Consider the following 14617-nt stretch of genomic DNA (forward strand, 5'->3'; position numbering starts at 1 on the left):
CTCCTTCCCGAGTTCTTTTCACCTTAATGAGCAGTACATCCCCCACCTCTTTCACAATCTTTAGATGAGGGGTAACTGCGCATTAAACTATAATTTCACTTTATTCAGCTTCTTGCCCTAATAAACGAACACCATTACCAGCTAAAAAGTGATCTGGCTGAATTTCAGTTGCTTTCTTAAATAAAGTAAGAGCCTTCTCGTTATTTTCTTCAAATACGTACGCAACACCTAAATTATAATACGCATCTGCATGCTCTTCATCCATTTCTAATACCTTTTCAAAATAAGGTTTCGCCTCTTGAATATGTTCTAAACGTGCAAAGCAAAGTCCGCACTGGAACACAGCTTCTACATCGTTTTCATCTAATTCTGTTGCTCTTTGTAAAAACGGCAGTGCAAGACGATCATTTCCAAGTTGCACATGTGTAATACCTAACATAAATGTTACATCAGCTGATTGTAATCCCGCTTGCATCGCTTGTTCAAATACAGCCTTTGCCTCTGCAAATTGCTCTTGACTGTAATACACATTTCCTAATCCATAATAAGCAGCCGCAGATTTATCATCTAATTCTAATGCACGCTTATAAAATAAAATTGCTCTTTCACTATCACCTATTACATCTAATAAGTTCGCAAAATTAATGTATCCAAGCGCATCTTTCGGATTTTCTTCGATTGCTTCTGTGAAATTTTTAGCAGCTTCTTCCCAGTTTCCTTCTTGCATATATTGAATACCTGTTTCAAGTTTGTTTGACATGTCCTTCACCTCTACAACAAATTATAACAAAGAATGTATTTTCCAAGCGAACGAAAATTCGCTTTATGTAAAAGAAACCTCTAACCGCTAATCGGCAGAGGCTTCTCATTTTATCCTAAATAATCCAATTTCTTACCACTACGATATACTTCATCAATTGTAGCACCGCCTAAGCACTCATCTCCATCATAGAAAACAACTGCTTGTCCTGGTGTAATTGCACGAATTGGCTCGTCACAAAGAATACGAACTGTATTTTCATCAACGATTTGAACCGTTACTTTATTATCTTCTTGACGATAACGGAATTTCGCTGTGCACTTAAATTCTTTTTCTTTCGCTTCATTACTTACCCAGCCGATATTCGTAGCAATAACTTCATCACCATATAGAAGTTCGTTATGGAATCCTTGATCAACATATAAAATGTTTTCTTTCAAGTTTTTCCCAACAGCAAACCACGGATCACCGTTACCACCAATACCAAGGCCATGACGTTGTCCAATTGTATAGTACATTAAACCGTCATGTTTTCCTTTCACTTCACCAGATAATGTTTGCATCACACCTGGTTGCGCTGGTAAATAGTTGCTTAAGAAATCTTTAAAGTTACGCTCACCGATAAAGCAAATACCAGTACTATCTTTCTTCGCCGCTGTCGCTAAACCAGCTTCTGTCGCCATTTCACGAATTTGCGGTTTCTTTAATTCACCTAACGGGAACAATGTTTTTGATAATTGCTCTTGGCTTAATTGATTCAAGAAATACGTTTGGTCTTTATTATCATCAACGCCGCGAAGCATTTTATATTCGCCGTCCATATAAGCAACGCGTGCATAATGACCTGTCGCTACATAATCAGCACCAAGCGCAATCGCATGCTCTAAAAATGCTTTAAATTTAATTTCTTTATTACACATTACATCTGGGTTCGGTGTACGACCAGCTCGGTACTCATCTAGGAAGTACGTAAATACTTTATCCCAGTATTGTTTTTCAAAGTTTACTGCATAATATGGAATGCCAATTTGGTTACACACTTCAATTACATCATTGTAATCTTCTGTTGCTGTGCAGACACCATTCTCATCTGTATCATCCCAGTTTTTCATAAAAATTCCGATTACATCATAGCCTTGCTCTTTTAATAAAAGAGCTGCTACAGATGAATCGACGCCACCGGACATCCCGATGACAACGCGTGTTTCTTGAGGTAGTTTGTTCATCATGTCACCTCCCATGCTAATTTTGTGTTAATCGCTTCACGATTTTCACTGTTTCGTACGCCGCTTTCTCAATTTGCTCTTTCGTATTTCCAAGTCCAAAACTAAAGCGTACGGATGAACGTATTTGATCGGAGTCTTTTCCGAACATCGCTACTAATACATGTGATGGATCAATCGAACCAGCTGTACATGCCGAACCACTTGACACTGCAATGCCAGCTATATCTAAGTTCACAAGGAACGGTTCAATGTTCATTCCTGTAAAACTAATATTAAGCACATGTGGTAAGCGATATTCTAAGTTTCCGTTTACCTCGAAAGTAATGTCTTCATTTTTGAAGACAGATACCATTATATCTTTAAACTCTTCATATTGGGCATTTTTTTGCTCACGAGTTTTTTCAGCTAGTAAAATTGCATGTTGCAAACCAACGATACTCGGTACATTTTCAGTACCAGCACGGCGTTTTCTTTCTTGCTCCCCGCCTATTAATAACGGTTCAAATTTCACATTTGCACCAGCGTATAGGAACCCTACACCTTTTGGTCCATTAATTTTATGAGCTGAAATCGATAATAAATCAATGCCGAACTCTTTTACATCTATTTCTACTAATCCGTAAGCTTGTACCGCATCTGTATGAAAGTAAGCTTGATGCTCTTTTAGCAACTTCCCTATTTCCGCGATTGGTTGCATTGTCCCAATTTCATTATTCCCAAACATAACGGATACGAGAATCGTCTCTTCTGTTAATGCATTTTGTATGTCAGAAACTTGAACGCGTCCTGTTTCATCAACAGGTAAATATGTCACTTCAAACCCTTCGCGCTCTAACAATTCACACGTATGCAAAATTGCATGATGTTCAATTCGCGTCGTTATAATATGGTTACCTTTATGACGGTTCGCACGTGCTACACCTATAAGTGCTAAATTATCAGCTTCTGTACCACCGCTCGTAAATATAATTTCATTCGGATTCGCATGAATGCTACGTGCACCCGCACGTCTTGCCTCATCTACTGCATGACGCGTTTGACGTCCATAAAAGTGAATACTAGACGGGTTCCCGAATGTTTCTGTCATATATGGAATCATCTTTTCGACCACTTCTGGGTGAGTCGGAGATGTCGCAGCATGATCTAAGTAAATGCGTTCCATTAAATCTCCTTCTTTCCAAATCGTTTCACAAGGAATTAAATGTAAAACATATAGCCCCCGTGATTTTCTTCCTCATAACGTACTAAATCTTCTAACGTTGTACTATCTAACACTTCTTGCACCGCATCACGAACACGCATCCATAATTGGCGTTGTGCTGGTTCTTCTTCTTCTATCATTTCTACAACACTAATTGGACCCTCTAATACACGGATTACATCCCCAGCTGTAATGTTAGCTGGCTGATCTGACAATACATATCCACCATATGCTCCGCGCGTACTCTTTACTAGGCGAGCGTTACGAAGTGGTGAAATTAATTGCTCTAAATAATGTTCCGATAAGTCATGTGCCTGCGCAATTGATTTTAAGGAAATCGGACCTTCACCAAACTTTTTTGCAAGATCGATCATAATTGTTAAGCCGTAGCGGCCTTTCGTTGAAATCTTCATCTATTTTGCACCTCTTTTCAAATTTTCACTTCTATTGGTTATATCTTATTTATAAAAGAACACAATTTAAAATCCTATGAAATTATAGCATAATATAGTATTATAAGAAATTTCAACTTGTGTATCAAAATGATAACATAAAATCACATTGAAAAACTCGGAAATTATTACAATTGAAAGAAAAATGAAAATATTTATATTCATTTTTCCCACAAAACAGCATCCTATTTCAAATTCCACTAAAAAAAATGATACGATAGAAAGAGATTATACTTTAAGGGAGACGGTAAAAATGAAACAGCCACTCGCACATCGAATGCGCCCTACAAATATTCAAGAAATTATCGGACAACAACATTTAGTTGGTGAAGGAAAAATTTTATGGCGAATGGTCCAAGCAAATCATTTTCAATCTATGATTTTATACGGCCCTCCAGGCACAGGAAAAACATCCATTGCGAGCGCAATTGCAGGAAGTACTGGAACCCCTTTTCGCCTATTAAACGCCGTTACTCATAATAAAAAAGATATGGAAGTTGTCGTACAAGAAGCAAAGATGCATCGACACCTCGTTTTAATTTTAGATGAAGTACACCGTCTAGATAAAGCAAAACAGGATTTTCTATTACCTCATTTAGAAAGCGGACTCCTTACCTTAATCGGTGCAACAACGAGTAATCCGTTCCATGCTATTAATTCTGCTATTCGAAGTCGTTGTCAAATCTTCGAATTACACGCATTAACAGAAGATGATCTTTTAATTGGCTTAAAACGAGCACTTGAAGATAAAGAAAAAGGTCTCGGGGAATATGATGTAACGGTTACGCCTGAAGCATTACATCACTTTGCAAATGCATCTGGTGGAGACATGCGTTCCGCTTATAATGCACTTGAACTAGCTGTTTTATCTAGCTTTACAACGGATGACAAGTCTGCAGAAATTACGCTAGAAATCGCAGAAGAATGCTTGCAAAAAAAGAGTTTCGTTCACGACAAAGGTGGAGATGCTCATTATGACGTATTATCGGCATTTCAAAAATCGGTACGCGGAAGTGATGTAAATGCAGCACTTCACTATTTAGCACGTCTTATTGAAGCTGGTGATTTACAAAGCATTGGTAGACGTCTTCTTATTATGGCATACGAAGATATCGGACTTGCTAGCCCACAAGCCGGACCGCGTACACTAGCAGCCATAGAATCAGCTGAACGAGTTGGCTTCCCAGAAGCACGCATACCACTTGCAAATGCTGTTATCGAGCTTTGCCTATCACCAAAATCAAACTCAGCTTATAAAGCTCTTGATGCTGCATTACACGATTTACGTAACGGTCAAACAGGCGACATTCCAAGTCATTTAAAAGATAGTCATTACAAAGGCGCAGAATCACTTGGAAGAGGCATTGGATACTTATACCCACACGACCATCCAAATGGCTGGGTACAACAACAATACTTACCTGATAAAATAAAAAACAAACAATATTATAAACCAAAAACGACAGGGAAATTTGAGCAAGCACTTTCTACTGTATATGAAAGATTACAAAGTTCGAATAAAACGAAAAATAAAGGGTAACATAAGCGAAAACGTCACCATTATGGAGGCTTCGCTTATGAAAACACGTCAAGATGCATGGACAAAAGAAGATGATCTCCTTTTAGCAGAAACTGTTTTACGACATATTCGCAGCGGTAGCACACAAATAAAAGCATTCGATGAAGTCGGCGATACATTGAACCGCACTTCAGCAGCTTGCGGATTTAGATGGAATGCTGAAGTAAGACCGAATTACGAAGATGCGGTGCAACTTGCAAAAAAACAACGGAAAGAATTAAAGCGCTCTGAAGCTAAAATAGAAAAAGAGCATTTCACGCAAACGAAACAACTCGTAATCGATGCCGAGTTTTCAGAAGATATTACGCCAAGTAAGCAGGATCTTACCATACAAAGTGTCATTTCATTTTTACAAAACTTAGAGCACAATAATCCTTCACTCGCAAAGTTACAAACTGAAAATGACGTATTACAAGCTCAGCTCACGTCCCTGCAAAAAACGAATCATGAACTCGAAGCAAAATTAGCGGTCCTCTCAAAAAAACAACAGGCAATCGAAGAAGATTATGCCATGCTTGTTAGAATTATGGACCGTGCTCGAAAACTCGTTTCAGTTGAAGAACAAGAAGAACAGATCGCTCCAATTTTCAAAACAGATCAAAATGGTAATTTAGATATTATTTATTCTGCAGAAAATTAAAAGGGATGTCACTAAGTGACATCCTTTTCGTTTCTTCTGTGAATGCTGTATTGGTAAATGAAATTATATCGACGATTTTCCGAATATATCTATCGTAACTTACAATATATCAACGATTTTTTAATTATATCGACGATTCGACAAGGGATATCGATTTACCAACAAATATCGACAAAATACGTCAGCCCACTATACAAAGAACCCTAAAAATAATTAGATATATTTTACTTAAATGTTGCTATAAACATATACGATTAAAAGGAGATGATCTCTATTTCATTAACAGTCTTCAAAATAACACTCGGTATTCTCGTTCTAACATTAGGACTTTTTACCATTCAGAGTTTAAAAAAAGACTTCCGCCTATAAGTCGGATAAATACGATTATTCTTTATTAGGATTACTTACATTCGAATTATTAGTATTGCAAATATCTGCAATTCTTTAAAACACAATAGAAAAAGCATATATCCTAGACGGATATATGCTTTCTTTTTATTCTTGCCCTACACGCTTCACTTCAACGTTTTTAATACGTTCACGTACAACGTGACTTGCCATAATTAGGCCTGCCACAGATGGTACGAATGCATTTGATGAAGGTGGTAATTTCGCTTTACGAATTTTTGCATTTTCGTCTGGTACGATTTCTTTACGTACTTCTTCACGAATTACGATTGGGTTTTCGTCAGAGAAGACAACTTTTACACCTTTTTTAATACCATCTTTACGAAGCTTTGTACGAATTACTTTCGCAATTGGATCTGTATGTGTTTTAGAGATGTCCGCAATACGGAAACGAGTTGGGTCCATTTTATTTGCTGCACCCATACATGAGATAATTTTAATTTTGCGACGTAAACATTGTTTAATTAAATGAATTTTGAACGTAATCGTATCAGATGCATCTACTACGAAATCTAATCCATGTTTGAAGAACTCTTCATATGTTTCATCAGTATAAAACATTTCTAGTCCAATTACTTCACACTCTGGATTAATGTCTGCAATACGTTCTTTCATTAATTCTACTTTTGAACGTCCTACAGTAGATACTAACGCGTGAATTTGACGGTTTACGTTTGTAATATCTACAACGTCTTTATCGACTAATACGAGACGTCCTACGCCAGAACGCGCTAACGCCTCTGCCGAAAATGATCCTACGCCGCCGATTCCTAAAATACCAACTGTACTATTTTTTAATATTTCAAGTCCTTCTTTACCGAAGGCTAATTCATTACGTGAAAATTGATGTAACATTCAGCTCTACACTCCTATTACAAAAATGGTCTATCATGTATTCTAGCGTTTTTCCGACTATTTGTATAGAAAAAGTTATAGAATTCCTAAAAATACATATTTCGAGAATAAAAACATAGTGTAAACGAGCTTTTATTTCCCCTTAAATATACGTATTTAGAGAACCGAGCATACGTAACGATGAGATGCGACAGTTATCTGAACTGGATTTTTTAAATTTCCTCTCAAAAAAAAGTCTAGACGGCTATAGTATAACCATCTAGACTTTATTCTTACTTCTCTTCTTTTAAGCTTAATTTTAAGTTTAACTCTTCAAGCTGTGCTTCTGCAACTGGGCTTGGAGCTTCTGTTAATAAGCAGCTTGCGCTTGCTGTTTTCGGGAATGCAATTGTATCACGAAGGTTCGTACGACCTGCAAGTAACATAACAAGACGGTCTAAACCTAATGCGATACCACCGTGTGGTGGAGTACCGTATTCGAATGCTTCTAATAAGAATCCGAATTGCTCTTGTGCTTCTTCTTGTGAGAATCCAAGTGCTTTGAACATTTTTTCTTGTACGTCACGCTCGTAAATACGAAGTGATCCACCACCAAGCTCATAACCATTTAATACAAGGTCATATGCTTGTGCACGTGCTTTTTCTGGTGCTGTTTCTAATAACTCAACATCTTCACGGAATGGCATTGTGAATGGGTGGTGAGCTGCGAAGTAACGATCTGCATCTTCATCGTACTCAAGAAGTGGCCAATCCGTTACCCATAGGAAGTTAAATTTACTTTCATCGATTAACTCAAGCTCTTTACCTAGACGTAAACGAAGTGCACCTAAGCTATCTGCGACAACGCTCTTCTTATCTGCTACGAATAGTAATAAGTCGCCAGCAGTAGCTTCTAATGTAGCCATTAACGCGTTTGCTTCTTCTTCACCGAAGAATTTCGCAATCGGTCCTTTTAAGCCGTCCTCTTCCACTTTAAGCCAAGCTAGACCTTTTGCACCGTATACTTTTACGAATTCAGTTAATGCATCGATATCTTTACGAGAGTATTTGCTCGCAGCACCTTTTGCATTAATTGCTTTTACTTGTCCGCCGCTTTCTACAGCACTTGTAAATACTTTAAAACCACAACCTACTGCAAATTCAGATAGGTCTGTTAGTTCCATTCCAAAGCGTGTATCTGGCTTATCAGAACCGTAACGAGCCATTGCATCAGCATATTTCATACGAGGGAATGGTGCACTCACTTCTACACCTTTTGCATCCTTCATAACTTTCGTCATCATGCGCTCCATCATATCTAAAATTTCATCTTGTGTTAAGAATGAAGCTTCGATATCGATTTGTGTGAATTCTGGTTGACGGTCTGCACGTAAATCTTCGTCACGGAAACAACGTGCTACTTGATAATAACGCTCAAATCCACCGACCATAAGAAGCTGTTTAAATAATTGCGGAGACTGTGGTAATGCATAGAATTCACCATCATGTACACGACTTGGTACTAAATAGTCACGAGCTCCTTCTGGTGTGCTCTTCGTTAAAATTGGTGTTTCTACTTCTAAGAACTCTTCTGTGTCTAAGAAGTTACGAATTGTTTTCGTTACATCGTGACGCATTTTGAATGTGTTAAACATTGCAGGACGACGTAAGTCTAAATAGCGATATTTTAAACGCACATCTTCTGATGCATCTGTATCATCAGCAATAATGATTGGCGTTGTTTTTGCTGCATTTAATACGTTTACTTTCGTTGCTTGTACTTCAATACGACCCGTTGCCATATTGTCATTAATTGCGCCTTCACCACGCTCAACAACTGTACCTTCTACATGCAATACGTATTCACTACGAATAGCTTCTGCTATTTCTAACGCTTCTTTTGATGTTTCTGGGTTAAATACAACTTGCACGATACCTGTACGGTCACGTAAGTCGATAAAGATTAATCCACCTAAATCACGGCGTTTTTGTACCCAACCTTTTAATTGAACTGTTTGTCCAACTGCTTCTACTGTTACTTTTCCACATGCATGTGTTCTTTCAGCCACTGTAAGTTCCCCCTATATTAATTTCTCTGCTACGTATGAAGCAAATACATCTAATGCTACTTCTTCTTGTTCGCCTGTTGCCATATCTTTCAAGTTAATGATGCCTTTATCTAGCTCATCTTCCCCTAATACAGCTACAAATTTCGCCTTTAAACGATCTGCTGATTTAAATTGCGCTTTCATTTTACGGTCTAAATAATCTTTTTCAACTGATAATCCAGCTTTACGAAGATCAAACGCAACTTTCGCAGCATGGTCTTTCGCTTTTTCACCAAGCGCTACAACATAACAATCAATACTATGTTCAATTGGTAATTCGATGTTTTCAGCTTTTAGCGCCATAATTAAACGTTCGATACTCATCGCAAAACCGATACCTGGCATTTCTGGCCCACCGATTTCTTGTACAAGCCCGTTATAACGGCCACCGCCGCTTAATGTAGTGATAGCACCGAAACCTTCTGCCTCACTCATAATTTCAAAAACAGTGTGTTGATAGTAGTCTAAACCACGTACTAAGTTCGGATCTTTTTCAAACGGAACATCCATCATCGTTAATAGTTCTTGAACTTTGTCGTAGTATACTGCTGAATCTTCGTTTAAGTATTCTGTAATAGATGGTGCTGTTCCCATTAATTCATGGTTACGGTCCTTCTTACAATCTAAAATACGAAGAGGGTTCTTTTCTAAACGAGATTGGCAGTCAGAACAGAACTCGCCGATACGTGGCTCAAAGTGTGTGATTAACGCATCACGGTGCGCTTGACGGCTCGCTGCATCACCTAAGCTGTTTAATACAACTTTAATATTTTTTAAGCCCATGCCGCGGTAAAACTCTACAGCAAGTGCAATTACTTCTGCATCAATCGCAGGATCGTTACTACCGATTGCTTCAATACCGAATTGTACGAATTGACGATAGCGACCTGCTTGTGGTCTTTCGTAACGGAACATTTGACCGATATAGTATAATTTCGTTGGTTGTGTTGCATCACCGAACATTTTGTTTTCAACGTAAGAACGTACAACAGGTGCAGTACCTTCTGGACGTAATGTTAAACTGCGCTCTCCACGATCTTGGAATGAGTACATTTCTTTTTGTACGATATCTGTCGTATCACCAACACCACGTAAAAATAGCTCAGTGTGTTCAAAAATTGGTGTACGAATTTCTTTATAGTTGTAACGACGGCAAATTTCGCGTGCTTGCCCTTCGATATACTGCCATAACTCAACGCTACCTGGAAGAATATCTTGCGTTCCGCGTGGGATTTGAATAGACATATTCAGTTCCTCCTCAAATTGTTTTAATCTTAATAAAAATAAAAAAACTCCCGCCTCTACTGTTTGAACAGTAGGGACGAGAGTATTATACCCGTGGTGCCACCCTAATTGAAGCACGTATGCTTCCACTTTTTTAATAACGCTTAAATGTGCGTTCATCCCTACTAAGCATATATGCCGTTCAAGTTGAAACCTCTAGAGTGTCATTCAATCAGTCATCATGTAGAAATGTTTTCAGCCTAAGACATTTCTTCTCTTTCCATGTGTGTCTCATTTACTCTTCTCTATCAACGGTTATATTCATATGTAAATATAAAATTACTATACGTTTGTTGAGTAGGATTGTCAAGTACTCTAAGAGCGCTCAATCTGCTTCTTTAGACGCTTTACATCTTGAAGAGAAATCCCAAACTCAGAAGCAAGCTCCATTGAAGTATTGTTTTGCTCTTTTGAAATAAAATCATGAAAATTTACGTTAAACAGTTGATTTGCACCATTTGTAACAGAATGCCCTTTTTCATTCATACGCATACGTATATCCCTCACATTCAATATAGATGTTTTACTTTTTATTGTTCCATATTGATGAAAGAGTTATACATAACCGAAACAGCTATTGATTCCAAATAAAGTGAAACTTTAATGAATAGGGGTTCTGTCCATCGCCACTCATTATTAGCCCTCACTAATCAGGCTTTTACGGGCAGTGGATCTCCCACAAATAGCGGGATAAATGAACAAAACATACAACAATATATAAAAAAGAGAGGATTATATAATCCCCTCTTCTTTAGCAACACTATTTACTATCCACAATTAAGGTCACCGGACCATCATTGATTAAAGAAACATCCATCATTGCTCCGAACCTCCCTGTTTCTACATGCAATCCTTGCTTACGAACTTCCTCATTAAAGAAATCATATAAACGCTCTGCATAATCAGGTTTGGCAGCATCCATAAAGTTGGGACGTCTTCCCTTGCGGCAATCTCCGTATAATGTGAATTGCGAAATTGATAGAACTTGTCCTTCTACATCAAGTACAGAATGGTTCATCTTTCCACTCTCATCTTCAAAAATACGTAAGTTCGCAATTTTTTCTGCAATGTAAGTTGCATCTTTTTCTGTATCTTCATGCGTAATGCCAACTAGTAATGTTAAACCGAACGGAATTTGTCCTACGATCTCACCGTCTACTGTGACAGACGCTTCTTTTGATCGTTGTAAAACAACTCTCATCTTTTCTACACTCCCTATTAATGCATCATGCGTCGTACTGCATAAATTTCTGGAACACGTTTAATGCGTTCTACTACTTTTTTCAAGTGCTGTAAGTTACGAATAGAGATTGACATATTAATTGTTGCCATCTTATTACGGTCACTTCTACCAGAAACTGCCGAAATGTACGTTTTCGTCTCTGTAACAGCTTGCAATACTTCATTTAATAAACCACGGCGATCGTAACCTGAAATTTCAATATCAACGTTATACTCAATTTCTTTTTCAGGGCTACCTTCCCACTCTACTTCTAATAAACGTTCTACAGCTTCTTCTGTATGAACATTTACACAATCACGGCGGTGAATCGATACGCCTCGGCCTTTCGTAATATATCCAACGATATCATCACCCGGTACTGGGTTACAGCATTTTGATAAGCGAATTAATAAATTATCCGCACCGCTTACTTTAACGCCAGAATCCCATTTTCGAATTTTCATCGGTTTACGAACTTCTTTAACTTCAACGATTTCTTCTTCTTCACGTTGCTTACGGAATTTGTCCGTTAGTCGCGTAACAATTTGCGACGCTGTAATCCCGCTATATCCAACTGCTGCAAACATATCTTCTTCATTTGCAAAATTGAACTTCTCAGCAACACGTTTTAAATTGTCAGGAGCTAACACTTCTTTCATCTCATACTCTAGACCACGCACTTCTTTTTCAACAAGCTCACGGCCTTTTTCAATATTTTCATCTCTACGTTGCTTCTTAAAGAATTGACGTATTTTGTTTTTCGCATGAGATGTTTGAGCAAGTTTCACCCAGTCTTGACTTGGCCCATACGAATGTTTCGATGTTAAAATTTCAATGATGTCACCTGTTTTTAATTTATAATCAAGCGTCACCATTTTCCCGTTTACTTTTGCACCAATTGTTTTATTTCCAATCTCCGAATGCACGCGATACGAAAAGTCAATCGGAACAGATCCAAGTGGTAATTCCATTACATCGCCTTTCGGTGTAAAGACGAATACCATGTCAGAGAATAAATCAATTTTTAATGACTCCATAAACTCTTCTGCATTAGAAGCTTCATTTTGCCATTCTAATATTTGACGGAACCATGTAAGTTTCTTCTCTAATGTACCTGTTGTTTCTGCTGTTTTTCCTTCTTTATACGCCCAGTGTGCCGCAATCCCGAATTCTGCAATCTCATGCATTTCTTTCGTACGAATTTGCACTTCAAGCGGATCACCTTTCGGCCCAATTACAGTCGTATGAAGAGATTGATATAGATTTGCTTTCGGCATTGCAATATAATCTTTAAAACGACCTGGCATTGGCTTCCAGCACGTATGAATAATTCCAAGCACCGCATAACAATCTTTAATACTATTTACTACGACACGTACAGCTAGTAAATCGTAAATTTCATTGAACTGTTTATTTTGCAGTGCCATTTTACGATAAATACTGTAAATATGTTTTGGTCTTCCAGAAATCTCAGGTTGAATTGAAACCTCTTTTAATTTCTCACGAATACCAGTCATTACTTCATCTAAATACTCTTCACGCTCTGCACGTTTACGCTTCATTAAATTTACAATACGATAATATTGTTGCGGATTTAAATAGCGAAGTGACGTATCCTCTAACTCCCATTTAATAGTACTAATTCCGAGTCTATGTGCTAAAGGTGCAAAGATTTCTAACGTTTCATTCGCAATGCGACGCTGCTTCTCTTGAGGCAAATGTTTCAATGTACGCATGTTATGAAGACGATCAGCTAGTTTAATTAAAATAACTCGAATATCTTGAGCCATTGCGATAAACATTTTACGATGGTTTTCTGCTTGTTGTTGCTCATGAGATTTATATTTAATCTTTCCGAGCTTTGTTACACCATCGACAAGCATAGCAATTTCTTTATTAAATTCCCGTTCGATATCTTCTAATGTAATCTCTGTATCTTCCACTACATCATGTAAGAAACCTGCTGATACTGTAGCTGGATCCATGTGTAAATCAACTAAAATACCTGCAACTTGAATTGGATGAATAATGTACGGTTCACCCGATTTTCTGTATTGTTCGCTATGCGCATCACGTGCATATTCATAGGCACGTGCCACTAGCTCAATATCTTCATCTGCTAAATATTGACTTGCTTTCTCGAGTACCTGTTCAGCTGTTAGTACCTGCTCATTTGCCATCGAATCACCTTTTATTGAAAATTGACTTTATCTTAATTAAGTAGAATAAATTATATTCTATCATTATAACCTAATGATTGTGAATTGTGAAAAGGAAAAGATTTTACTGACATTTCACCTTATTTTTTTGTGCAATTATACAAAAGTACCCGCTCCTCTCCAAGAGATTCACGGGTACTTTTTATCACCGTAGTTTTACCTATATAGTGATTAGTATTTTTCTAATACTAATACATCGTAACCATCTAACATTTTACGACCATCTAAGTAAGTAAGCTCTACTAAGAATGCAATTCCTGCTACAACTCCGCCAAGTTCTTCAACTAGCTTAATTGTCGCTTCAATTGTTCCACCTGTAGCTAATAGATCATCTGTAATTAATACGCGTTGACCTGGCTTAATTGCATCTTTATGGATTGTTAAAACATCTTTACCATATTCTTTACCGTAGTCAACTGTAATTACTTCACGTGGTAATTTCCCTAATTTACGAACTGGTGCAAAACCTACTTCTAACGCATAAGAAACTGGGCAACCGATAATAAAGCCACGTGCTTCTGGCCCTACTACAACGTCAATGTCTCTTTTCTTTGCATACTCAACGATTGCATCTGTTGCTGCTTTGTATGCTTTACCGTCGTTCATTAACGGTGTAATGTCTTTAAATACAATACCTTCTTTTGGATAATCCGGTACAATTGCGATATGTTGCTTGAAATCCAT

13 protein-coding genes and 1 other annotated feature are annotated in these 14617 nt (G+C 37.7%); of the genes, 2 read left to right on the top strand and 11 right to left on the bottom strand.

Annotation, left to right across the window (positions count from 1 at the left end):
* Positions 1-100: 100 nt before the first annotated feature.
* From J0835_RS21550 to cymR, 4 genes are all read right to left on the bottom strand, one after another.
* Positions 101-760 (bottom strand): tetratricopeptide repeat protein, encoded by a 660-nt coding sequence (locus tag J0835_RS21550; RefSeq protein ID WP_087982096.1) that lies wholly within the window; start codon positions 758-760, stop codon positions 101-103.
* Between the two features lie 110 nt (positions 761-870).
* Positions 871-1986: a tRNA 2-thiouridine(34) synthase MnmA gene (gene mnmA / locus J0835_RS21555; protein ID WP_064474720.1), complete on the bottom strand. Its 1116-nt coding sequence runs from the start codon at positions 1984-1986 to the stop codon at positions 871-873.
* A 16-nt stretch (positions 1987-2002) separates the two neighbouring features.
* A complete protein-coding gene (locus J0835_RS21560) occupies positions 2003-3148 on the bottom strand; it encodes a cysteine desulfurase family protein (RefSeq protein WP_087982098.1) in 1146 nt (381 codons plus the stop codon).
* 35 nt (positions 3149-3183) lie between these two features.
* Positions 3184-3600 (bottom strand): cysteine metabolism transcriptional regulator CymR, encoded by a 417-nt coding sequence (cymR, locus tag J0835_RS21565; protein ID WP_000704116.1) that lies wholly within the window; start codon positions 3598-3600, stop codon positions 3184-3186.
* A 292-nt stretch (positions 3601-3892) separates the two neighbouring features.
* Between cymR and J0835_RS21570 the strand changes: the two genes are divergently transcribed.
* Both J0835_RS21570 and J0835_RS21575 read left to right on the top strand, forming a co-directional pair.
* Complete coding sequence (locus J0835_RS21570; protein WP_087982100.1) at positions 3893-5179, top strand: replication-associated recombination protein A; 1287 nt, start codon at positions 3893-3895, stop codon at positions 5177-5179.
* Between the two features lie 37 nt (positions 5180-5216).
* The gene (locus J0835_RS21575) at positions 5217-5858 is read left to right on the top strand and encodes an RsfA family transcriptional regulator (RefSeq protein WP_087982101.1); all 642 of its coding nucleotides are present in this window, start codon (positions 5217-5219) and stop codon (positions 5856-5858) included.
* 495 nt (positions 5859-6353) lie between these two features.
* On the opposite strand, the gene J0835_RS21580 is transcribed toward J0835_RS21575, so the two are convergent.
* The 7 genes from J0835_RS21580 to J0835_RS21610 form a co-directional block, all read right to left on the bottom strand.
* Positions 6354-7121: a tRNA threonylcarbamoyladenosine dehydratase gene (locus tag J0835_RS21580; RefSeq protein ID WP_000903181.1), complete on the bottom strand. Its 768-nt coding sequence runs from the start codon at positions 7119-7121 to the stop codon at positions 6354-6356.
* A gap of 272 nt (positions 7122-7393) precedes the next feature.
* Positions 7394-9169, bottom strand: coding sequence for an aspartate--tRNA ligase (gene aspS / locus J0835_RS21585; protein WP_087982103.1), 1776 nt, complete (start codon positions 9167-9169; stop codon positions 7394-7396).
* A 12-nt stretch (positions 9170-9181) separates the two neighbouring features.
* Positions 9182-10453 carry a histidine--tRNA ligase gene (hisS, locus tag J0835_RS21590; protein ID WP_087982736.1) on the bottom strand — a complete coding sequence of 424 codons (1272 nt, stop codon included), beginning with the start codon at positions 10451-10453 and terminating at the stop codon, positions 9182-9184.
* 69 nt (positions 10454-10522) lie between these two features.
* Positions 10523-10753 (bottom strand) — a binding site (T-box leader).
* A 54-nt stretch (positions 10754-10807) separates the two neighbouring features.
* Positions 10808-10984: a hypothetical protein gene (locus tag J0835_RS21595; RefSeq protein WP_001242605.1), complete on the bottom strand. Its 177-nt coding sequence runs from the start codon at positions 10982-10984 to the stop codon at positions 10808-10810.
* 268 nt (positions 10985-11252) lie between these two features.
* Positions 11253-11693, bottom strand: a complete 441-nt coding sequence (locus tag J0835_RS21600; protein WP_087982105.1) for a D-tyrosyl-tRNA(Tyr) deacylase — start codon at positions 11691-11693, stop codon at positions 11253-11255.
* A 17-nt stretch (positions 11694-11710) separates the two neighbouring features.
* Positions 11711-13894 (bottom strand): GTP diphosphokinase, encoded by a 2184-nt coding sequence (relA, locus tag J0835_RS21605; protein ID WP_002145623.1) that lies wholly within the window; start codon positions 13892-13894, stop codon positions 11711-11713.
* A 210-nt stretch (positions 13895-14104) separates the two neighbouring features.
* On the bottom strand, positions 14105-14617 hold the full coding sequence (locus J0835_RS21610) for an adenine phosphoribosyltransferase (protein ID WP_000346221.1): 513 nt from the start codon (positions 14615-14617) through the stop codon (positions 14105-14107).

Source organism: Bacillus cereus group sp. Sample62 (genome assembly GCF_036851315.1).
Lineage (GTDB): Bacteria > Bacillota > Bacilli > Bacillales > Bacillaceae_G > Bacillus_A > Bacillus_A wiedmannii.